This window comes from Geobacillus sp. 47C-IIb (assembly GCF_014679705.1).
Lineage (GTDB): Bacteria > Bacillota > Bacilli > Bacillales > Anoxybacillaceae > Geobacillus > Geobacillus thermodenitrificans.
Map to the genome: position 1 here is coordinate 2,986,582 of NZ_CP061473.1, position 19,587 is coordinate 3,006,168.

Genomic DNA, 19,587 nt, shown 5'->3' on the forward strand with positions numbered 1-19,587 from the left:
CCTTGCGAAAAGGACACCCTTTTTGGTTAAATCTCCATGATGATCGGCAAAATCATCGGCCGCCGCTTCGTTCGTTCATATAAGAACGGAGCGAGCGTTTCCGTAATTTCATTTTTAATTTCCGACCATTGATTCGTTTTTCGCTCGAGCACTTTTTCGAGATGTTTGGTGATGAGCGCCTGTGCCTCGCTGATCAAATCACCTGACTCGCGCATGTAGACGAAGCCGCGGGAGATAATATCAGGACCGGCCGCGATTTTAAATTCTTTCATATTGATGCTGACAACAACGATCACGAGCCCTTCCTCCGACAAAATGCGACGGTCGCGCAAGACAATGTTGCCGATATCGCCGACGCCGCTGCCGTCGATGTAGACAGAGCCGGACGGAATTTTGCCGACGATGCGTGCTTCGCTGTCGCTGATGCCGAGCACTTCACCGTTATCCATAATAAAGCAGTTTTCCTCTGGCACACCGCAGTCGATGGCAAGCTTGGCGTGCATTTTTTGCATGCGGTATTCGCCGTGAATTGGCATAAAATATTTCGGTTTCATCAACCGGATCATTAGTTTTTGTTCTTCCTGCCCGCCGTGTCCCGACGTGTGAATATCGTTGAGCGGACCGTGGATCACTTCGGCGCCGGCCCGGTATAGCATGTTGATCGTTCGGTTGACGCTCACCGTGTTGCCCGGAATCGGCGACGAAGAAAAGACAACCGTGTCGCCCGGGATGATTTGAATTTGCCGGTGCGTACCGTTGGCGATGCGTGATAGGGCCGCCATTGGTTCGCCTTGACTGCCGGTGCATAAAATGGTCACCTGGTTTGCTGGGAGTCGATTGATTTCGTTTGCATCGACGAACGTGCCTTTCGGACATTTAATGTAGCCGAGATCTTGGCCGATTTCAATGGCTGCTTCCATGCTGCGGCCAAAGACGGCAATTTTCCGATTGTTGGCGACTGCAGCTTCCGTCACTTGCTGAAGTCGGTGGATGTTAGAGGCAAACGTCGCGAAAATAATTCGTCCGTCCACTTTACGGAAAATGTCGTGAATGCTTTCACCGACCCGCCGTTCTGACATCGTGAAATGCGGAATTTCGCTGTTTGTGCTGTCCGAAAGCAGACAAAGGACGCCTTCTTTCCCGATTTCCGCCATTTTCGTCAAATTGGCTGGCTCGCCAACCGGCGTAAAGTCAAATTTAAAATCTCCGGTATGGACGATTTGGCCGACCGGTGTTTTGACGACGATGCCGTAGCTGTCTGGAATGCTGTGCGTCGTGCGGAAAAAGGTGACTGCTGTTTTTTGGAAACGAATGACATCGTCCTCACGAATTTCAATGAGTTTAGCTTGACGAAGCAATCCGTGTTCTTCGAGTTTATTGCGAATGAGCCCAAGCGCCAGTTTCCCACCGTAAATAGGGATATTCACTTGCCGAAGCAAATACGGAATGCCGCCAATATGGTCTTCATGCCCGTGGGTAATGAACAAACCTTTCACTTTTTCTGCATGTTTCACTAAATACGAATAATCCGGGATGACGTAGTCGATGCCGAGCAGTTCGTCTTCCGGAAATTTAATGCCCGCGTCAATGACAATGATTTCATCTTGAAATTGTACGCCGTATGTATTTTTCCCGATTTCACCCAGTCCGCCGAGGGCAAAAACGCCAACTTGTTGGTCTGTCAATAGTTTCATGATGAAATCTCCAATACTTGAAAGTTAGGGCTTTGCTTTTCGTACTCCAAATGCGCTCCCTCTAACGGCTGAATATACTCGATATTGATCGAACGATCCTGCAGTTTTCGGCGTACGTCCCGCTCTGATTCTGCTTCAATGTAGAGCGTTTTTGTTTTTTCTCTAACGGGCACTTCGTCCGCATTTTCTTGATAAAACACTTTGAAAATCATCGTGAAATCTCTCCTTATCGTACAATGATTGCTTTTTTATTATATAGGAATTAACCCTCGTTTTCATGTTTTTTATTGCCAAAAGCAAAAAACAGATGGCAGATGTGCCGATGATATGTACCATCTTTGACGAGTTTTGGCTATTTCATTCGCCAAAGTGGGAAAAGAAGCCCTTCGTAAAGAAGGGCTATCATTGCAACGGTTAGGCGATCAATTTTTTTCGGAGCAAATCTTTCCATTGTTGAAGCAGCTTTTTTTTCAGCTTTTTCAACATTTTTCATCACTCCTTACTTTTTATTGTACTCATTTTGCAGCGAAAGTAAATGTTCTATTATATAGGATATGTAGGCGAAGGCTTGTTTTTCATGGGGAAAATTGGAACGAATCGTCGCGTTTCGATTGACATTCAGATCGTTTTTCAGTACGGTAGACAGTGAATACATTTTCGGCAAGGGGAAGAGAATGTGGGTAGAAAAATTGTGTTTTTCGACATCGACGGCACGTTGCTTGACGAGAAAAAACAGTTGCCACCGTCAACTATTGAAGCGATCCGTCAACTGAAACAGGCGGGCGTCTATGTGGCCATCGCTACCGGACGGGCGCCGTTTATGTTTGAACATATACGCCATCGGCTTGGCATTGATTCATTCGTCAGCTTTAACGGGCAATACGTTGTCTTTGAGGGAAGCGTGCTGCATAAACAACCGCTCCGCCGTGAGAAAGTGAGGATGCTGACGGAAGAGGCCCATCAAAACGGTCACCCGCTCGTCTTTATGGACGCAGAGGAAATGAGAGCGAGCGTCGACGACCATCCGCATATTCATGTCAGCATGGAGAGCCTGAAATTCGCCCATCCGCCCGTCGATCCTTTGTATTACGAAAACAAAGACATTTATCAAGCGCTGTTATTTTGCCGCGCTGGAGAAGAAGCGCCATATGTGCGCAACTATCCGGAGTTCCGTTTTGTCCGCTGGCACGATGTGTCAACTGACGTGCTGCCGGCGGGTGGATCTAAGGCGGAAGGCATCCGTCTCATGATCGAGAAGCTTGGGATCGACAAAGAGGATGTGTATGCGTTTGGTGACGGATTAAATGACATCGAAATGCTGTCATTTGTCGGAACCGGGGTGGCGATGGGCAACGCCCATGAAGAAGTAAAACGGGTTGCCGATTTTGTCACGAAACCGGTCGATGAAGAAGGGATATGGCACGGACTGAAACAATTGCAATTACTTCCATAAAAAAAGCGGTCTCCGCTCATCCAGCGGAACCGCTTTTTGCTTGTGAAAATGCCTAGAAGGTAGGAGAAAACAGCTGTTTTCCGTCGCGCAGCAGTTCTTAAACACGGTGAGGAAAAAGAGTTGTCAATTTGAGAAACCGATCTCTTGATTCATAAACCATAGGTTTTCCAGAGCCGAGTCATTTTTAACGCCCGATTGGGACCGCTCCGTCCGGAGCTTTAAAGGGGTCGGATGGATTAATATGGTCGTAAAACATAATGCCGTTTAAATGATCAATTTCATGTTGGAAGACGATAGCTGGCAATCCTTTCAGGCGTAATGTGACTTCTTCGCCGTCAATTGTCGTGCCGGTGACGGTAATGCGGGCATAGCGCGGCACATACCCTGGCACATCGCGGTCAACTGACAGGCAGCCTTCCCCGGTTGTCAAATAACATTGCTGTACGGAATGGCTGACGATTTTTGGGTTGAACAACGCATAGCTGTAGAGCGTTCCGTTTTCGTCAGTGACATGGACGGCGATCATCCGTTTTGATACATTAATTTGCGGAGCAGCCAGTCCAATGCCGGGGCGCAGACCGTACTTCGCCGCCATCTCCGGATCTTGGCTCATTTTGAGATAATCAAGCAAGCTTTGCAAAATGCGCTTATCCTCCTCCGAAGCTGGTAACGGAACTGGCTCGGCGACTTTCCGCAACGTCGGATGCCCTTCTTTAATGATGTCTTTCATCGTAATCATCCACTTTTTCACTCCCTGTCTTTGGCATCGCTGTTTACATTTTAGTCTAACAAAATGCTCAGCTGCCGTAAATGAAAATGTGATAATCTGTCTAATATATTATTGGGGTATAAAGTTTAAATTAGAAAACGCTCTCAACAATAAGAAAGGTGGTCATATGATTTATATTTTTTCAAAATATAACACAGGACTAATACAGGGTGTTGACTATGTGATATAACAGATTCTTTTGAAGTGACTTTTTTTCCTAAATATAACCAGTTTAGTGATGGCGAATCAAAGACATTGACGGCTTTGAAAATAAAGTGTAAACTAAAGCATGTGAATGGGCATTGTACTAATTTGAAAACCAAAAACAATAATACAGATTTTTGAAGCCGCATTCGTTTGCAACTGCGCCAAGCGGTGGCCATTTTTTATTTCTTCTTCATTTTGGGTACATTAATAGTATATGGGTGAATGTAGCCTGATTTCCAAATTTTTGACGAAAGGCAGAGGTGAACAAAATGGGTGTGAAGACCTCCCAGTTTCCGTTTGCGGAGCAGCTCGAGAAAGTGGCCGAGCAGTTTCCGACGTTCCAAATTTTGAATGAAGAAGGCGAAATCGTTAATAAAGAGGCGATGCCGGATTTAAGCGATGAACAACTAAAAGAGCTAATGCGCCGGATGGTATATACGCGCATTCTTGACCAACGCTCCATTTCCTTAAACCGCCAAGGCCGTCTCGGCTTTTACGCGCCGACTGCCGGGCAAGAGGCGAGCCAAATTGCCAGCCATTTCGCGCTTGAAAAAGAGGATTTCATTTTGCCGGGATACCGTGACGTCCCACAACTCGTTTGGCACGGGCTGCCGCTTTATCAAGCATTCTTGTTCTCACGCGGCCATTTCCATGGAAACCAAATTCCAGAAGACGTCAATGCCTTGCCGCCGCAAATCATCATCGGTGCACAATACATTCAAGCAGCCGGTGTGGCGCTCGGCTTGAAAATGCGTGGAAAAAAAGCAGTAGCCATTACATACACGGGCGACGGCGGTACATCGCAAGGTGACTTCTATGAGGGGATCAACTTTGCTGGGGCGTTTAAAGCACCGGCCATCTTTGTTGTGCAAAACAACCGATTTGCTATCTCGACACCGGTCGAAAAGCAAACAGTCGCCAAAACGTTAGCACAAAAGGCAGTTGCTGCCGGTATTCCGGGCATCCAAGTCGACGGCATGGATGCGCTTGCGGTTTATGCAGCGGTGAAGGCAGCTCGCGAGCGTGCCATTAACGGTGAAGGGCCGACGCTCATCGAAACGCTTTGCTTCCGTTACGGTCCGCACACGATGTCCGGTGACGATCCGACTCGCTATCGTTCGAAAGAGCTTGAAAACGAATGGGCGAAAAAAGATCCGCTTGTGCGTTTCCGCAAGTTCTTAGAAGCGAAAGGTTTATGGAGCGAGGAAGAAGAAAACCGCGTCATCGAGCAAGCGAAAGAGGACATCAAAGAGGCGATTAAAAAAGCCGATGAAACGCCGAAACAAAAAGTAACCGACTTAATCAGCATCATGTACGAAGAGTTGCCGGCGAACTTAAAGGAACAGTATGAAATTTACAAAGAGAAGGAGTCGAAGTAAGCCATGGCGCAAATGACAATGGTTCAAGCGATCACCGATGCGCTGCGCATCGAGTTAAAAAATGATCCGAACGTGCTGATTTTTGGGGAAGACGTTGGGGTCAACGGCGGCGTATTCCGGGCGACCGAAGGGCTGCAAGCTGAGTTCGGCGAGGAGCGCGTATTTGACACGCCGCTGGCCGAATCAGGAATCGGCGGCTTGGCAGTCGGCTTGGCGCTGCAAGGGTTTCGTCCGGTGCCGGAAATTCAGTTTTTTGGCTTCGTTTATGAAGTAATGGATTCGATTTCCGGACAAATGGCGCGCATTCGCTATCGTACGGGCGGCCGTTACCATATGCCGATTACGGTTCGCTCACCGTTTGGCGGTGGCGTTCATACACCGGAATTGCACTCGGACAGCTTAGAAGGGCTTGTCGCCCAACAGCCAGGTTTAAAAGTGGTCATTCCGTCGACGCCGTATGATGCGAAAGGGTTGCTCATTTCGGCGATCCGCGACAACGACCCGGTCATTTTCCTTGAACATTTGAAACTGTATCGTTCGTTCCGCCAAGAAGTACCAGAAGGGGAGTACACGATTCCGATCGGCAAAGCGGACATTAAGCGTGAAGGAAAAGACATCACCATCATCGCTTACGGCGCCATGGTGCATGAATCGTTAAAAGCGGCGGCAGAATTAGAGAAGGAAGGCATCTCTGCTGAAGTCGTCGACTTGCGCACCGTGCAGCCGCTCGACATCGAAACGATCATTGGTTCGGTGGAAAAAACAGGCCGCGCCATTGTCGTTCAAGAGGCACAGCGGCAGGCTGGCATCGCTGCCAATGTCGTTGCCGAAATTAACGAACGGGCCATCTTAAGCCTTGAGGCGCCGGTGCTCCGCGTTGCCGCGCCGGATACGGTCTATCCGTTCGCCCAAGCGGAATCGGTTTGGCTGCCGAACTTTAAAGATGTGATTGAAACGGCGAAAAAAGTAATGAACTTCTGATAATGGACAAGTCCCGGGGGAGCAGATCGCATTCCCCCGCCTATTTTCGGCAATCGATAGGAGGTCGACATACAGTGGCATTTGAATTTAAGCTGCCGGACATTGGCGAAGGCATTCATGAAGGCGAGATCGTGAAATGGTTTGTGAAACCAGGCGATGAAGTGAACGAAGATGATGTGTTGTGTGAAGTACAAAACGACAAGGCAGTCGTAGAAATCCCGTCGCCGGTCAAAGGAAAAGTGCTTGAGATTCTTGTCCCGGAAGGAACCGTTGCGACGGTCGGGCAAACGCTTATCACGCTCGACGCACCGGGATATGAAAACATGACGTTTAAAGGACAAGAGCACGAAGAAGAGGCGAAAAAAGAGGAAAAAACGGAAACGGTGTCGAAAGAAGAAAGCGTTGGGGCCACCGCCCCGGCAGCCGCAGCAGAGGCTGCAGCAGAAGCCGATCCAAATCGTCGCGTCATCGCGATGCCGTCTGTGCGCAAATATGCGCGTGAAAAAGGTGTGGACATTCGTCTCGTCCAAGGAACGGGGAAAAATGGCCGCATCTTGAAAGAAGATATCGATGCTTTCCTTGCTGGCGGTGCGAAAGCTGCAGCCCAACCGGCGCCGGCAGCAGAAGCTGAAGAAAAAGCAGCGCCGCAGGCAGCGGCGACACCGGTTGTGCCAGAAGGCGAATTCCCGGAAACGCGCGAGAAAATGAGCGGCATTCGCCGAGCGATCGCCAAAGCGATGGTGAATTCGAAACATACAGCTCCGCACGTGACGCTCATGGACGAAGTCGACGTGACGAAACTAGTTGCCCACCGGAAAAAGTTCAAAGCGATCGCAGCAGAAAAAGGTATCAAGCTGACGTTCTTGCCGTATGTCGTCAAAGCGCTCGTTTCGGCGTTGCGTGAATATCCGACGCTGAATACGTCAATCGATGATCAAACAGAAGAAATCATCCATAAGCACTATTACAACATCGGCATCGCTGCTGACACAGATCGTGGTTTGCTCGTGCCGGTCATTAAGCATGCCGACCGGAAGCCGATTTTCGCGTTGGCGCAAGAAATTAACGAGCTCGCCGTAAAAGCTCGCGACGGCAAGCTAGCGCCAAATGAAATGAAAGGTGCATCGTGCACGATTACAAACATCGGTTCGGCTGGTGGGCAATGGTTCACTCCGGTCATCAATCATCCGGAAGTAGCGATTCTTGGCATCGGTCGCATCGCGGAAAAACCGATTGTCCGCGACGGCGAAATCGTCGCCGCTCCAGTCTTAGCGCTCTCGTTGAGCTTCGATCATCGAATGATCGATGGAGCAACGGCACAAAAAGCACTCAACCATGTGAAACGGCTGTTAAGTGACCCAGAACTATTATTAATGGAGGCGTAAAACGATGGTAGTTGGCGATTTTGCAATTGAAACGGAAACGCTCGTCGTCGGCGCCGGCCCTGGCGGCTATGTAGCCGCCATCCGCGCTGCACAGCTCGGCCAAAAAGTGACGATTGTCGAAAAAGCAAATTTAGGCGGTGTCTGCTTAAACGTTGGTTGTATTCCGTCGAAAGCGCTCATCTCAGCCGGTCATCGCTATGAGCAGGCGAAACATTCCGAAGAGATGGGGATTAAGGCGGAAAACGTCACTGTTGATTTCTCGAAAGTACAGGAATGGAAGGCAAGCGTCGTCAAAAAGTTGACGGGCGGTGTTGAAGGGCTCTTAAAAGGAAACAAAGTGGAGATCGTCAAAGGGGAAGCCTATTTCGTCGATGCGAATACGGTGCGTGTCGTCAACGGCGACAGTGCGCAGACGTACACGTTTAAAAACGCCATTATCGCTACTGGCTCTCGCCCGATTGAACTGCCGAACTTCAAGTTTTCGAACCGTATTCTTGATTCGACCGGCGCGCTCAACCTCGGGGAAATCCCGAAATCGCTCGTTGTCATCGGCGGCGGCTACATCGGCATCGAACTTGGTACAGCGTACGCCAACTTCGGAGCGAAAGTGACGATTTTAGAAGGAGCCGGCGAAATTTTGTCCGGTTTTGAAAAACAAATGGCGGCCATCATTAAACGTCGCTTAAAGAAAAAAGGCGTCGACATTGTGACGAATGCGTTGGCGAAAGGAGCCGAAGAGCGTGAAGATGGCGTCACCGTCACGTATGAAGCCAATGGCGAAACGAAAACCGTTGACGCTGACTACGTGCTTGTGACGGTCGGCCGTCGGCCGAACACCGATGAACTCGGCCTTGAACAAGTCGGTATTAAAATGACGGACCGCGGCTTGATTGAAGTGGATCAACAATGCCGCACAAGCGTCCCGAACATTTTTGCCATCGGTGACATCGTCCCAGGGCCAGCGCTTGCCCATAAGGCGTCGTATGAAGGGAAAGTGGCGGCCGAAGCCATCGCTGGTCATCCATCAGTCGTTGATTATGTCGCCATTCCAGCGGTTGTCTTCTCTGATCCGGAATGCGCTTCGGTTGGCTATTTTGAGCAACAGGCGAAAGACGAAGGCATTGATGTCATCACAGCGAAGTTCCCATTTGCTGCTAACGGCCGCGCCTTAGCGTTGAACGACACAGATGGCTTCCTGAAGCTGGTCGTTCGCAAAGAAGACGGTGTTGTCATCGGGGCGCAAATCATCGGCCCGAACGCATCCGATATGATCGCCGAGCTAGGATTGGCCATTGAAGCCGGCATGACGGCAGAAGATATCGCCTTGACGATCCATGCTCACCCAACGCTTGGCGAAATCGCGATGGAAGGAGCCGAAGTAGCGCTCGGCACACCAATTCATATCATTACGAAGTAACGACATCGCGACCGGATTGAAGTGTTGACTTCATCCGGTCGCTTTTTATTGGGCCAGCTGTTTCAGGGCAAAGGCTGGCAGGAGAGAAGCCGTTTTTGCTTGTTCATATGCCAACCAAAGCGGATCGATCGGACACGACGATCCTCTATACCGATTTCTTGTCCAAATTCTCATACTATTTTCCGCTGTTGTTTCATATCGTTATGGTAAAGAAAAGCGGGAGATGGGTTTGAAATGAAAGCGTATGTGGCTTTTTTATTGCAGATGATGATTTGGAGCAGTTTCTCATTAATCGAGTGGTTGTCAGGGCGAGATCGGCCGTTTTTTCGCGGACTGATGTTGTGCGTCTTTATGTACATAGCGTTTTTGCTGGCGCGTCAACTCGGCTTAGCGACGCGTAAAGCAGCGCTGACGACGATCGTGACGGCGGCTGTTTATTTTACCGGCCAGCATTTCATTTGGCAAGCCGTCCATTGACTTCCCCTGCTCATCTGTCATTGGAGTCGCCGATTTCCGGTGTTTTCCCTTCACGAAGCAAGTTTGGTCGTCGCTGCCCCGGCTTCTGGGCAATAAAAAACAGCGGTGGAACGCCCGCTGTTTACGCACCATTAAATGTCATCGTCCGGCCGCTAAACAAATGCAGTTCGCCGCCAAGCGTTTTCGCTATCCATTTGCTGAATTCGTTCGCTTTTCCTTTATCTCCGTGTGTCGCCCCAGGCGGCAGCGCCACATCAATGAACGTTTCTTCTCCGTCTGTTCGCACAGAAATGGCCATTCCTTTATACAAACGGTTATCCCCTTGTAAGTATAGAACTGAGTCATGTTCGTGCACCGTATACGGGAAAGCGGCCTGTTCGTACGCCCAGCCAAGCTGTTCTCCCGTTTTGCCTAGCGCCGTCCGATAGCGTTCGAGCAGCTGTTTCACTTCCTCGGTTGTAACCGCTTTCCCCGCCGGCAGCTTTAAGTATGCGTTCAATTCTACTCTCCCCTTTCGCCATCCTTTTGTCTCTTTACGTTCATTGTACCATGTTTTTCCGGTTGTTGGCGAAAAAGTTTGTTGATGCAAAAGGCTATTATTATTTTAAATGTGACATACAAATTAAGGCTTGACATTCGAAATGTGATATATTATTATAAAGTCAACAACGAATTTATCATCATAAAGGGGTTTTGGGGATGGGCACGATCGTATGTCAAGCATGTGAAGCGACAATTGCGTATTTTGAAGACGAAAAAGTGACAACGCTTTACGGAAAATGTGATTGTTGCGATCATGACGACGAAGTAGAGGAACGGGAGTAGAACGGTCAAACAAACGGGGGAAGGAATGGATAGGCGCACATGTGAAAGGGGCACATGTGCGCCATTTATTTTGCACAAAAAAAGCACAAGCTAGTAGTTACCTAGCTTGTGCGGTCAGCGAATCGGTTTATATTCTTTAATCACACGCAACGATTGCAGTGTATCATCTTCTGGACCTTGGACAGGGAGGCCAGCGGCCAAATTCGTTTCGATATACTTCAAGTTTTCCTCAGTAATGATCTCGCCAGGGATAAAGATCGGGATGCCCGGCGGGTACACCATCACAAACTCAGCGATAATTCGGCCTACCGACTCGTGAAACGGCACAACTTCCGTTTCGGCGTAAAACGCATCACGCGGCGTCAAGGCAAGCGCCGGGATATCTGGAAGCAGCACTTTCGGTTTTATTCCTTCTTCAGCTTGGTGGCTGAATTGCTCTGATAAGCGGCGGAGCGCCTCGATGAGCAGGCTGGCTTCGCGCTCGCTATCACCCGGAGTGATGATGCACAAAATGTTATATAAATCGGAAAGCTCTACTTCGATGTTGTACGTTTCTCGGAGCCATTGCTCGACGTCATGACCAGTCAATCCGAGCTCTTTGACGGAAATGATCAGCTTCGTTGGATCGTAGTCGTATGTCGCTTCTGTCCCTAAAATTTCTTTGCCAACACAATATAAATACGGAATCTGATTGATTTGCTCCCGCGTCCAGTCGGCAAGGCGGATCGCTTGGTCAATGAGTTCCCGACCTTTCGTCGCCAGCTGTTTGCGGGCAACATCGAGTGATGCGAGCAGCAAATACGATGTCGACGTCGTTGTGAGCATGCTCAAAACAGCTTGCACATGTTTGGCGGAAACGAGCCCTTCGCGCACGTTCAAGATCGAGCTTTGGGTTAGTGATCCACCGAGTTTATGAACGCTGGTCGCCGCCATATCAGCACCGGCTTGCATCGCCGAGAGCGGCAAATCTTCGTGGAAGTGGATGTGCACTCCGTGCGCTTCGTCGACGAGCACTGGGACGTTGTATGAATGAGCAATCTCCACGATTTTTTTCAAATCGCCGGCAATCCCAAAGTATGTCGGGTTGATGACAAGCACCCCTTTGGCATCCGGGTGCTGTTCAAGCGCTTTTTCGACCGCTTGGGGAGTGATACCGTGAGAAATGCCAAGCTCCTTATCGATTTCCGGGTGGATGAAAATCGGTGTGGCCCCGGAAAACACGATCGCCGACATGACGGATTTATGGACATTGCGCGGCACAATAATTTTATCGCCCGGTCCAGCGACCGACATAATCATCGTCATAATCGCGCCACTTGTCCCCTGCACTGAGAAAAATGTATAATCGGCGCCGAACGCTTCAGCAGCGAGCTCTTGCGCCCGCTTAATCATCCCTTTCGGATGGTGCAAGTCATCGAGCGGGCTGATGTTGATTAAATCGATCGCCAAGGCGTTTTCTCCGATGAAGGCGCGAAATTCCGGATCCATACCTGCTCCCTTTTTATGACCGGGAATGTGAAATTGGATTGGATCTTTTTTTACGTGTTCCAACAGCCCGGTAAACAATGGTGTCTCGAGTTGCGACAATGGTTTTTCACACCTCTTTACCTTAAAATAAAACAAGTGCATTATAGCATTTATTTTTTCGTTTGCAAAGAAGAAATGAATGCTATGTGAAAAAGGAAAACAGCGGTGAAAACAAGAAATAAAAGAAGGACAAAACCAAAAGGAGGCATAAGGGGATGGAATGGAAAACGAGAGTGACAGAATTGCTCGGCATTACATACCCGATCATTCAAGGAGGACTTGCCTATTTAGCGTACGCCGATTTAGCCGCTGCTGTCTCGAATGCGGGCGGCCTCGGGCAAATTACAGCGATGTCGCTAGAAAGCCCGGAGCGGTTGCGCGAGGAAATTCGCAAAGTGAAGGAAAAAACCGATCGGCCGTTTGGCGTCAATTTTGCCATCGGTCAGCACGGCCGCGCGTTTTCTCATATGCTTGAAGCCGCGCTTGACGAGGGAGTACCGGTTGTCTCGGTCACCGGCGGCAATCCGGCACCGTTTTTTGAGCAACTGAAGGGAACGGACGTAAAAACATTAGTGCTTGTCGCAGCAGTCCGCCAAGCGGTCAAAGCGGAAGAATTGGGCGCCGATGCGGTAATGGTCGTCGGCCAAGAAGGAGGCGGGCATCTCGGCAAATATGACACCGGCACGTTCGTCCTCATTCCGAAAGTCGTCGAATCGGTATCGATTCCGGTTATCGCCTCTGGCGGTATCGCCGATGGGCGCGGGCTGATGGCGGCGCTGGCTCTTGGGGCAGAAGGCATTGAAATGGGGACGCGGTTTATTGCGACGAAAGAATGTGTCCATGCCCATCCGGTGTATAAAGAAATGATCGTTAACGCCACAGAGCATGACACGGTCGTCATTAAACGGTCGCTTGGGGCGCCGGGGCGGGCGATCGCCAATCAATGGACGGAGAAAATATTGGAAATTGAGCGCCAAGGCGGCACGTACGAAGATTTGAAAGAATATATTAGCGGAGAGGCAAATCGCCGCTTCATTTATGAAGGAAAGGTGGAGGAAGGGTTCGCTTGGGCTGGACAGGCGATCGGGCTCATTCGCGACATTCCGTCCGTTGCTGAGCTGTTTGCCCGCATGATTGGTGAGGCGGAACAAATTCGGCGCCGCTGGGCAAACTAATGGAGGAGGTGAAACAATGGGCTATTCGTACCCATTTTCCTACGATTGGTCAACACAGGAAATCATTGATGTCATTAAGTTTTTTACGGCTATTGAAACGGTGTATGAACGGGGGATGAAGCGCGAAGAGCTAATGGACGTCTACCGCCGGTTCAAAGAGATCGTCCCATCCAAAAGCGAAGAAAACCGGCTGTATGCCGAGTTTGAAAAAGCGAGCGGCTATTCGTCGTATGCGGTCATGAAGCAAGCGAAAGAGGCGAAAAACGGTGACTGGATTCGCATTGAACGAAGCGGACGAAGCACGGTAGGTAAACGCACAAATTAGTTGCATACACCCCTTTTTCCACATAATATAATATAAAACAAAATGAAGCAGCACATTCCGTGAAGAGCGCCGGAAGTTTAGCGGATGATAGGGAAAGGGGTGCGGACGGAGATGAAAAAGACCGCCAATTCGCGGAAACGACCAGACGGAGACAAACGCATGGCGGTGTTGCGACTCGAGCTCGATTACGAATTAGCGACGCTGTATGAAGCCATGATGGAAAATGACGAAGAAAAGAAAAAAGAGTGCAAACGGCGGCTTGAAAAGCTGCGCCAAGAACTGATGCGCCTTCAAGTATGATCATTTTTAAGGCGAACCATCTTTGCGGTTCGTTTTTTTCTTGAACGGTGTCCCCCCCTTTCCGGTTGCTGCATACATAACGAAAGCAGGAGGAATTGACATGGCAGGAAAATGGGAAGAGATCGACCAATATGCCCGGCAATGGATTGAAGAAGCTGGACGGCGCATTCGCGCCTCGTTTGCTGAACAGCTGACCGTAGAAACGAAAGAAAATCGCAACGACTTAGTAACGAATGTTGACCGTGGCATTGAGCAGTTTTTTGCCGAGCACATCCGCCGTCAGTTTCCCGGCCACCATATATTAGGCGAAGAAGGGTTCGGCGATGAACTCGCCGTATTGGACGGCATTGTATGGATTATTGACCCGATTGACGGAACGATGAACTTTATCCACCAGCAGCGCCATTTCGCTGTGTCGGTCGGTATTTTTGAAGACGGGGTCGGCCGGCTTGGCTATGTGTATGACGTTGTCTTTGACGAGCTGTACTCCGCTCAAAAAGGGCGGGGGGTGTTTTTCAACGGCAAGCCGCTTGACCGCCTGCAGCCGGTGCCGATTGCGGAATCAATTATTGCTGTCAATGCAACGTGGCTGATGGAAAACCGCCGCATCGATCACCGCCCGCTCGTCCGGTTGGCCAAAGAAGCGCGCGGTACGCGCTCGTATGGGTCAGCGGCGCTCGAGTTGGCGTATGTCGCCGCCGGCCGCTTGGATGCGTATATTTCACCGCGCCTGTCGCCGTGGGATTTCGCCGGTGGGATGATTTTAATCGAGGAAGCGGGCGGAATCGTGACAAACTTAGATGGCAAGCCGCTCAATCTGCTCAGCCGCAATTCGGTACTCGCTGCCAAACCAGGAGTGCACGAGGAAATTTTGCAGCGCTATTTGCGGCAATGACAGTGCGGGGTGTCGCCGCAAAAAAGAGGCTGTCTCAAAAGGTCGTCTAAACCGACCTTTTGAGAGTAGCCTCTGTTTCTTTTTCTTACCATTTGGTTATTTATTCCTTTTTTGAGGCAGGAATTTCTCCTTATTTCCGAATTTTATCCTATTTTTTCCTTGTTGGGTCGGTCGTTGTGGCCCACTTTCTCAAATTGTGGGCAGCACAAACTAGACCCCACTCCAAGGTAATTTTTGGGAGGCCTCTCAATGAAAACCGATGAAATTGCTGATTATGCTTGATTTGCCCAAACACCGGCTCGTTTTCGATTTGCCGTCTTCGATATGTCGTCGCCCCTTCTTCCGTGGACAGCCGTTTCCGGATTTCTTGCCGTTGTTGTTGATTTTTCAAGGAAACGCGGATGGTTTTCGTGTCTTTGCCTTTGGCACATGCTGCTTGAAACGGGCATCCGGCACATGCTGTACAACGATACGTCCGTTTGACGATGACGTACCCGTTGTCGGTCGTTTCCTTCCGTTTATACACAAACACCAGCCGTTCCCCTTTCGCGCAAATCCACTCATCCAATTCCTCATCGTACGTCATGTTCTCGATTCGGCCGATCTCTTTCGCCCACGCTTTCGTTTGTTCCCGGTCCAATGTGTTGTACTTGATCAGCGCGACGATCTGCTTTTTTCTCGCAGTACGTGTAGTTCTCCTCACTCCCATAGGCGGAATCCGCAATCGCTCGTTTAGGCATGGGACGCCCATAGGCGGCCAATTGCTCCAAATGTGGAATGAAGCATCCGGCATCCCCCGCCCGTTGATGCACGCTAAATCCAGTGATGAATTGGTTCTCTGTCCCTATCTGCACATTATATCCCGGTTTGAGCTGGCCGTTTTTCATATGGTCGTCTTTCATCCGCATAAACGTCGCATCGGGGTCCGTTTTCGAAAAACTGTTTCGTTCGCCTAACACTTTTTTGTATTCTTCATATTTTTTCTTACGGGGGAGAATGTCTTGTTCCAATTGCTGTTTTGCTTTCTTTAACGTGCGATTCTTCGGCTCTTTCTTTAGATGTTCTTCCACTTGTTCGATCACGGCTTCGATCTTTTCAGACGTGATCGGTGAAGCTTCCAGCTTTTCTTGAAAATCTCCTTCTTGTTCCGACTCTTCATCCTCTTTTACCACCTGTTCGATCGAGGCTACGATTTTCCGGAATTTCTCCTCCAACTTCTGATCGTACTTTTCCGTTGATTTGCGCCAAACGAACGTGTACTTGTTGGCGCTGGCCTCGATTTTCGTTCCATCCAGAAAGTAATCCTCTAGTTTGACCAACCCTTCTTGACGCAGAAGATCGACAATGGAGAAAAACGTTTCGTAAATGATGTCCTTCATCCGTTCCGACCGAAATCGGTTGATGGTGCGGAAATCCGGTGTTTGATGGCCGGATAGCCACATAAAATAAATGTTTTCTTTCAATTGCTTGGCGATTTGGCGAGAGGAATAGATCCGATTGGCGTAGGCATACAGGATGACTTTCAACATCATTTTCGGATGATAGGCTGGGCGGCCTCCGCCGGGATAGAGGGAAACGAGCAGAGCTGGATCCATTTTTTCCACGGCTAGATCCACGATCCGGCAAAGATGATGTTTGGGAATGAGAATTTCAAGATCCATTGGCAAAATGAGTTGATCTCGGTTATAATAAATGTACATAAGAAAACCGTCCTTTCTTGGTAGGGTTGTGGTGACTCTATTATACCAAAAAAGGAACGGTTTTCTTCTTTTTTTGCCCAAAAAAGTGCCCCAAAAGCGAACGCTATGCGAACACTTTTGGGACATCCTCTTTTTATTCATGCGTCCGTTTTTTGTGAGCAAATCCGGCGCCCATAATGACGATGAGAATGAGTGCTGAAGCAGCGATACCGATTATGTTTTGTTCGGCGATAAAAACGCCGATCGCCATGATGGCGGCAACCGCGAGAATCGCAAACAACAGCGGCACAGCCTTGATGCGTTTCATCCGCTTGACTCCTTTCTGGCAAAATGGGGCATCTTTTTTAAGTTTACCGGAAAATATGCTGATTTTCTATGGTTGTGATATAATAGACAAGCAGTTTGCCTAATGGGAGTGAACGACATTGACGAATAAACGATTGGATCTGCGCAATATTGCGATTATCGCCCACGTCGACCACGGAAAAACAACGCTCGTTGACCAGCTGCTTCGGCAGTCAGGAACGTTTCGCGAAAACGAACAAGTCGAGGAGCGGGCGCTTGACCGCAATGATTTGGAGCGGGAGCGCGGCATTACGATTTTGGCGAAAAACACAGCGGTGTTATATAAAGGAACGCGCATTAACATTTTAGATACGCCGGGGCACGCCGATTTCGGCGGGGAGGTTGAGCGGATTATGCGCCTTGTCGATGGCGTTTTGCTCGTCGTCGACGCATACGAAGGCTGCATGCCGCAAACGCGGTTCGTGCTGAAAAAAGCGCTTGAGCAGCGGCTCGTGCCGATCGTCGTCGTCAACAAAATCGACCGCGAGTTCGCCCGTCCAGCGGAAGTTGTCGATGAAGTAATCGATTTGTTTATCGAGCTTGGCGCTTCTGAGGAGCAGCTCGAGTTTCCGGTTGTATATACATCGGCATTGCACGGAACATCAAGCCTTGATCCGGAACGGCAAGATGGCGACATGACCGCCTTGTTTGAAACGATTATAAACCATATTCCGGCGCCGGCTGACAATCGCGATGAGCCGTTGCAATTCCAAGTGGCGCTGCTCGATTACAATGAATACGTCGGACGTATCGGCATCGGCCGCATTTTTCGCGGCACGATGAGAACTGGCCAGCAAGTCGCCTTGTTAAAGAGAGATGGCGCAGTGAAACTATTCCGTGTCACGAAGCTGTTTGGCTTTATCGGCTTAAAGCGGATTGAGATTGATGAGGCGCACGCCGGCGATATCGTCGCTGTTGCTGGAATGGAAGACATTAATGTCGGCGAGACGGTGTGCCCGCCTGACCACCAAGAGCCGCTACCGCCACTTCACATTGATGAACCGACGCTGAAAATGACGTTTCTCGTCAACAACAGCCCGTTTGCCGGTCGTGAAGGCAAGTATGTCACCGCCCGTAAGTTGGAAGAACGGCTGCGCACCCAGCTCGAGACCGATGTCAGCTTGCGTGTCGAGCCGACCGAGTCGCCGGATGCGTGGGTCGTTTCTGGTCGCGGCGAGCTCCATTTAGCCATCTTAATCGAAAATATGCGCCGCGAAGGATACGAATTGCAAGTATCGAAGCCGGAGGTCATTGTAAAGGAGATCGATGGCGCTCTATGTGAGCCGATTGAGCGGGTTGTTATCGATGTTCCTGAAGAATATACCGGTGCCATTATGGAATCGCTTGGCAGCCGCAAAGGCGAGTTGGCTGATATGGTGCATGGCGGCAACGGGCAAGTGCGCCTCGTCTTTCATGTGCCGTCGCGCGGCTTGATCGGCTACCGGAGCGAGTTTATGTCGCTGACGCGTGGATACGGCATTTTAAATCACTCGTTTGACCATTATGCCCCAGTGCAGCCAGGTATGATTGGCGGACGTCGTCAAGGGGTGCTCGTCTCGATGGAAACCGGTAAGGCGACGGCTTACAGCATCATGCAGCTTGAAGACCGCGGCACAATTTTTGTGGAACCGGGTACGGAAGTGTACGAAGGGATGATTGTCGGCGAACATAACCGTGAAAACGATCTGGTCGTCAACATTTGCCGCGAAAAACATGTGACAAACATGCGCTCGTCGACGAAAGAGCAGACGGTAACGATGAAAAAGCCGCGCCTTTTGACGCTCGAAGAAGCGCTTGAGTATTTGAATGACGATGAATATTGCGAAGTGACGCCGACATCGATCCGCTTGCGCAAAAAAATCTTAAACAAAAGTGAGCGTGAAAAGGCGGAGAAGAAAAAGAAAGCCGCTCAACAGGCAAAATAGCAGGCAGCGGCATTCCCTAGGCGGACAGGCGGATGTATGCTGGCTGTATTGCTTGATGATTGAGAAGTCCGGAATGGTCTAGGTTTTTGCAGGACATTCAGGTGAATGGGGGGGAATCGTGTGAATGTGCTCGAACGGCTGACGTTTTTCGCTTCACTCTATGATGTACACGAAGATCCCGAGCGCGGCATGTGGCTGCTTTATGCCACCGTGTTGTTGCTTTCGGCGCTTGTGTATCGGCTTGGCTTTGCCCGCCGGCTGCCATTGTTAAAAAGCGTCATCATTTATACATTGCTTGCGCTCGGCTGCACCATTTTAACGTTTTTTGCTGTTTTTTTGCCGATAGCAGAAGGATTGACGGTTGCCGCTCTCGTATTGATCATTTACAAAATTCGCCTCAAGGAGGCGAAACAAGAGGAACAGCCATAAATGAAAAGGCGGTGGCGTGATGAAATCGGTTCAAGAGGCTCTTTACAATTGGCTGACGATTCATCTTGTCGCTAATGCCCGCCCGCACGATGCAGCGGCACGCGACACGGCGTCGTTTTTTCTCTCCATCTTGGAAAGCGATTTTGGTGTGACAGCGGTGAACGCCGTGAAAGATGAAGCGAACGGTCAATACGTTGTCGAATATGTGCGTGGCGGAGAAAAACATTCGTCCTATTTCCCTGCGGAGTTGGCTGAAGCGATATGGCGACAAATCGAAGCCGAACCAGAAAAGTACGGTTCCTAGCAATGAAAAGAGGATGTCCCAAAAGTGTTCGCATAGCGTTCGCTTTTGGGACACTTTTTTGGATAAAAAAGAAGA

21 protein-coding genes and 1 pseudogene are annotated in these 19,587 nt (G+C 49.7%); 14 read left to right on the top strand and 8 right to left on the bottom strand.

Annotated elements, in window-relative coordinates; translation table 11 throughout:
* Positions 1-26: 26 nt before the first annotated feature.
* The 3 genes from rnjA to IC804_RS15115 form a co-directional block, all read right to left on the bottom strand.
* Complete coding sequence (gene rnjA / locus IC804_RS15105) at positions 27-1,694, bottom strand: ribonuclease J1 (RefSeq protein ID WP_011887078.1); 1,668 nt, start codon at positions 1,692-1,694, stop codon at positions 27-29.
* Positions 1,691-1,906 carry a DNA-dependent RNA polymerase subunit epsilon gene (locus IC804_RS15110; RefSeq protein WP_008878754.1) on the bottom strand — a complete coding sequence of 72 codons (216 nt, stop codon included), beginning with the start codon at positions 1,904-1,906 and terminating at the stop codon, positions 1,691-1,693. The genes rnjA and IC804_RS15110 overlap by 4 nt, the downstream gene beginning before the upstream one ends.
* Positions 1,907-2,046: 140 nt before the next feature.
* Complete coding sequence (locus IC804_RS15115) at positions 2,047-2,187, bottom strand: hypothetical protein (RefSeq protein WP_165478173.1); 141 nt, start codon at positions 2,185-2,187, stop codon at positions 2,047-2,049.
* Between the two features lie 183 nt (positions 2,188-2,370).
* On the opposite strand from IC804_RS15115, the gene IC804_RS15120 reads away from it, so the two are divergent.
* On the top strand, positions 2,371-3,147 hold the full coding sequence (locus IC804_RS15120) for a Cof-type HAD-IIB family hydrolase (RefSeq protein WP_008878753.1): 777 nt from the start codon (positions 2,371-2,373) through the stop codon (positions 3,145-3,147).
* Between the two features lie 184 nt (positions 3,148-3,331).
* Here IC804_RS15120 and def read toward each other — a convergent pair whose 3' ends face one another.
* Entirely contained in the window at positions 3,332-3,886 is a 555-nt protein-coding gene (gene def / locus IC804_RS15125; protein ID WP_008878752.1) for a peptide deformylase, read from the bottom strand.
* 506 nt (positions 3,887-4,392) lie between these two features.
* Here def and pdhA point away from each other — a divergent pair.
* The 5 genes from pdhA to IC804_RS15150 all read left to right on the top strand — a co-directional run bounded on the left by pdhA (position 4,393) and on the right by IC804_RS15150 (position 9,762).
* Positions 4,393-5,502: a pyruvate dehydrogenase (acetyl-transferring) E1 component subunit alpha gene (gene pdhA / locus IC804_RS15130; protein WP_008878751.1), complete on the top strand. Its 1,110-nt coding sequence runs from the start codon at positions 4,393-4,395 to the stop codon at positions 5,500-5,502.
* 3 nt (positions 5,503-5,505) lie between these two features.
* The gene (gene pdhB, locus IC804_RS15135) at positions 5,506-6,483 is read left to right on the top strand and encodes a pyruvate dehydrogenase complex E1 component subunit beta (protein ID WP_008878750.1); all 978 of its coding nucleotides are present in this window, start codon (positions 5,506-5,508) and stop codon (positions 6,481-6,483) included.
* A 74-nt stretch (positions 6,484-6,557) separates the two neighbouring features.
* Entirely contained in the window at positions 6,558-7,868 is a 1,311-nt protein-coding gene (locus IC804_RS15140) for a dihydrolipoamide acetyltransferase family protein (RefSeq protein ID WP_008878749.1), read from the top strand.
* Positions 7,869-7,872: 4 nt separating this feature from the next.
* On the top strand, positions 7,873-9,285 hold the full coding sequence (gene lpdA, locus IC804_RS15145) for a dihydrolipoyl dehydrogenase (RefSeq protein WP_008878748.1): 1,413 nt from the start codon (positions 7,873-7,875) through the stop codon (positions 9,283-9,285).
* Positions 9,286-9,519: 234 nt separating this feature from the next.
* Positions 9,520-9,762 (top strand): hypothetical protein, encoded by a 243-nt coding sequence (locus IC804_RS15150; protein WP_008878747.1) that lies wholly within the window; start codon positions 9,520-9,522, stop codon positions 9,760-9,762.
* 121 nt (positions 9,763-9,883) lie between these two features.
* Here the strand turns inward: IC804_RS15150 and IC804_RS15155 are convergent, their stop codons facing one another.
* Positions 9,884-10,261: a DUF1885 family protein gene (locus tag IC804_RS15155; protein WP_008878746.1), complete on the bottom strand. Its 378-nt coding sequence runs from the start codon at positions 10,259-10,261 to the stop codon at positions 9,884-9,886.
* Between the two features lie 200 nt (positions 10,262-10,461).
* On the opposite strand from IC804_RS15155, the gene IC804_RS15160 reads away from it, so the two are divergent.
* A complete protein-coding gene (locus tag IC804_RS15160) occupies positions 10,462-10,587 on the top strand; it encodes a GapA-binding peptide SR1P (RefSeq protein ID WP_008878745.1) in 126 nt (41 codons plus the stop codon).
* 114 nt (positions 10,588-10,701) lie between these two features.
* Here IC804_RS15160 and IC804_RS15165 read toward each other — a convergent pair whose 3' ends face one another.
* A complete protein-coding gene (locus tag IC804_RS15165; RefSeq protein WP_008878744.1) occupies positions 10,702-12,174 on the bottom strand; it encodes an aminotransferase class I/II-fold pyridoxal phosphate-dependent enzyme in 1,473 nt (490 codons plus the stop codon).
* 155 nt (positions 12,175-12,329) lie between these two features.
* Here IC804_RS15165 and IC804_RS15170 point away from each other — a divergent pair, with 155 nt between their 5' ends.
* The 4 genes from IC804_RS15170 (at position 12,330) to IC804_RS15185 (ending at position 14,809) form a co-directional block, all read left to right on the top strand.
* The gene (locus IC804_RS15170) at positions 12,330-13,289 is read left to right on the top strand and encodes an NAD(P)H-dependent flavin oxidoreductase (RefSeq protein ID WP_060475714.1); all 960 of its coding nucleotides are present in this window, start codon (positions 12,330-12,332) and stop codon (positions 13,287-13,289) included.
* 16 nt (positions 13,290-13,305) lie between these two features.
* Complete coding sequence (locus tag IC804_RS15175; RefSeq protein ID WP_011887084.1) at positions 13,306-13,614, top strand: UPF0223 family protein; 309 nt, start codon at positions 13,306-13,308, stop codon at positions 13,612-13,614.
* Positions 13,615-13,698: 84 nt separating this feature from the next.
* The gene (locus tag IC804_RS15180; protein ID WP_008878741.1) at positions 13,699-13,914 is read left to right on the top strand and encodes a hypothetical protein; all 216 of its coding nucleotides are present in this window, start codon (positions 13,699-13,701) and stop codon (positions 13,912-13,914) included.
* 100 nt (positions 13,915-14,014) lie between these two features.
* Complete coding sequence (locus tag IC804_RS15185; RefSeq protein WP_008878740.1) at positions 14,015-14,809, top strand: inositol monophosphatase family protein; 795 nt, start codon at positions 14,015-14,017, stop codon at positions 14,807-14,809.
* 148 nt (positions 14,810-14,957) lie between these two features.
* On the opposite strand, the pseudogene IC804_RS15190 reads toward IC804_RS15185, so the two are convergent.
* Together IC804_RS15190 and IC804_RS15195 are read right to left on the bottom strand one after the other, a co-directional pair.
* Positions 14,958-16,509 (bottom strand): annotated as a pseudogene (locus IC804_RS15190) (IS1182 family transposase).
* A 133-nt stretch (positions 16,510-16,642) separates the two neighbouring features.
* Positions 16,643-16,816: a DUF5325 family protein gene (locus IC804_RS15195; protein ID WP_008878739.1), complete on the bottom strand. Its 174-nt coding sequence runs from the start codon at positions 16,814-16,816 to the stop codon at positions 16,643-16,645.
* 118 nt (positions 16,817-16,934) lie between these two features.
* Here IC804_RS15195 and typA point away from each other — a divergent pair, with 118 nt between their 5' ends.
* The 3 genes from typA to IC804_RS15210 all read left to right on the top strand — a co-directional run bounded on the left by typA (position 16,935) and on the right by IC804_RS15210 (position 19,512).
* The gene (typA, locus tag IC804_RS15200; RefSeq protein WP_008878738.1) at positions 16,935-18,779 is read left to right on the top strand and encodes a translational GTPase TypA; all 1,845 of its coding nucleotides are present in this window, start codon (positions 16,935-16,937) and stop codon (positions 18,777-18,779) included.
* 120 nt (positions 18,780-18,899) lie between these two features.
* Positions 18,900-19,208, top strand: a complete 309-nt coding sequence (locus IC804_RS15205; RefSeq protein WP_029760397.1) for a YlaH-like family protein — start codon at positions 18,900-18,902, stop codon at positions 19,206-19,208.
* A gap of 19 nt (positions 19,209-19,227) precedes the next feature.
* Positions 19,228-19,512 (top strand): hypothetical protein, encoded by a 285-nt coding sequence (locus tag IC804_RS15210; protein ID WP_008878736.1) that lies wholly within the window; start codon positions 19,228-19,230, stop codon positions 19,510-19,512.
* The last annotated feature ends 75 nt before the right edge of the window (positions 19,513-19,587 follow it).

Excerpts from the sequence above, each read along its gene's own strand:
- pdhB (WP_008878750.1), top strand. The coding sequence starts at position 5,506 with ATGGCGCAAATGACAATGGTTCAAGCGATCACCGATGCGCTGCGCATC.
- pdhA (WP_008878751.1), top strand. The coding sequence starts at position 4,393 with ATGGGTGTGAAGACCTCCCAGTTTCCGTTTGCGGAGCAGCTCGAGAAA.
- IC804_RS15210 (WP_008878736.1), top strand. The coding sequence starts at position 19,228 with ATGAAATCGGTTCAAGAGGCTCTTTACAATTGGCTGACGATTCATCTT.
- IC804_RS15170 (WP_060475714.1), top strand. The coding sequence starts at position 12,330 with ATGGAATGGAAAACGAGAGTGACAGAATTGCTCGGCATTACATACCCG.
- def (WP_008878752.1), bottom strand. The coding sequence starts at position 3,886 with ATGATTACGATGAAAGACATCATTAAAGAAGGGCATCCGACGTTGCGG.
- IC804_RS15160 (WP_008878745.1), top strand. The coding sequence starts at position 10,462 with ATGGGCACGATCGTATGTCAAGCATGTGAAGCGACAATTGCGTATTTT.
- IC804_RS15185 (WP_008878740.1), top strand. The coding sequence starts at position 14,015 with ATGGCAGGAAAATGGGAAGAGATCGACCAATATGCCCGGCAATGGATT.
- IC804_RS15175 (WP_011887084.1), top strand. The coding sequence starts at position 13,306 with ATGGGCTATTCGTACCCATTTTCCTACGATTGGTCAACACAGGAAATC.
- IC804_RS15180 (WP_008878741.1), top strand. The coding sequence starts at position 13,699 with ATGATAGGGAAAGGGGTGCGGACGGAGATGAAAAAGACCGCCAATTCG.
- IC804_RS15195 (WP_008878739.1), bottom strand. The coding sequence starts at position 16,816 with ATGAAACGCATCAAGGCTGTGCCGCTGTTGTTTGCGATTCTCGCGGTT.
- lpdA (WP_008878748.1), top strand. The coding sequence starts at position 7,873 with ATGGTAGTTGGCGATTTTGCAATTGAAACGGAAACGCTCGTCGTCGGC.
- IC804_RS15115 (WP_165478173.1), bottom strand. The coding sequence starts at position 2,187 with ATGAAAAATGTTGAAAAAGCTGAAAAAAAAGCTGCTTCAACAATGGAA.
- rnjA (WP_011887078.1), bottom strand. The coding sequence starts at position 1,694 with ATGAAACTATTGACAGACCAACAAGTTGGCGTTTTTGCCCTCGGCGGA.
- IC804_RS15110 (WP_008878754.1), bottom strand. The coding sequence starts at position 1,906 with ATGATTTTCAAAGTGTTTTATCAAGAAAATGCGGACGAAGTGCCCGTT.
- IC804_RS15150 (WP_008878747.1), top strand. The coding sequence starts at position 9,520 with ATGAAAGCGTATGTGGCTTTTTTATTGCAGATGATGATTTGGAGCAGT.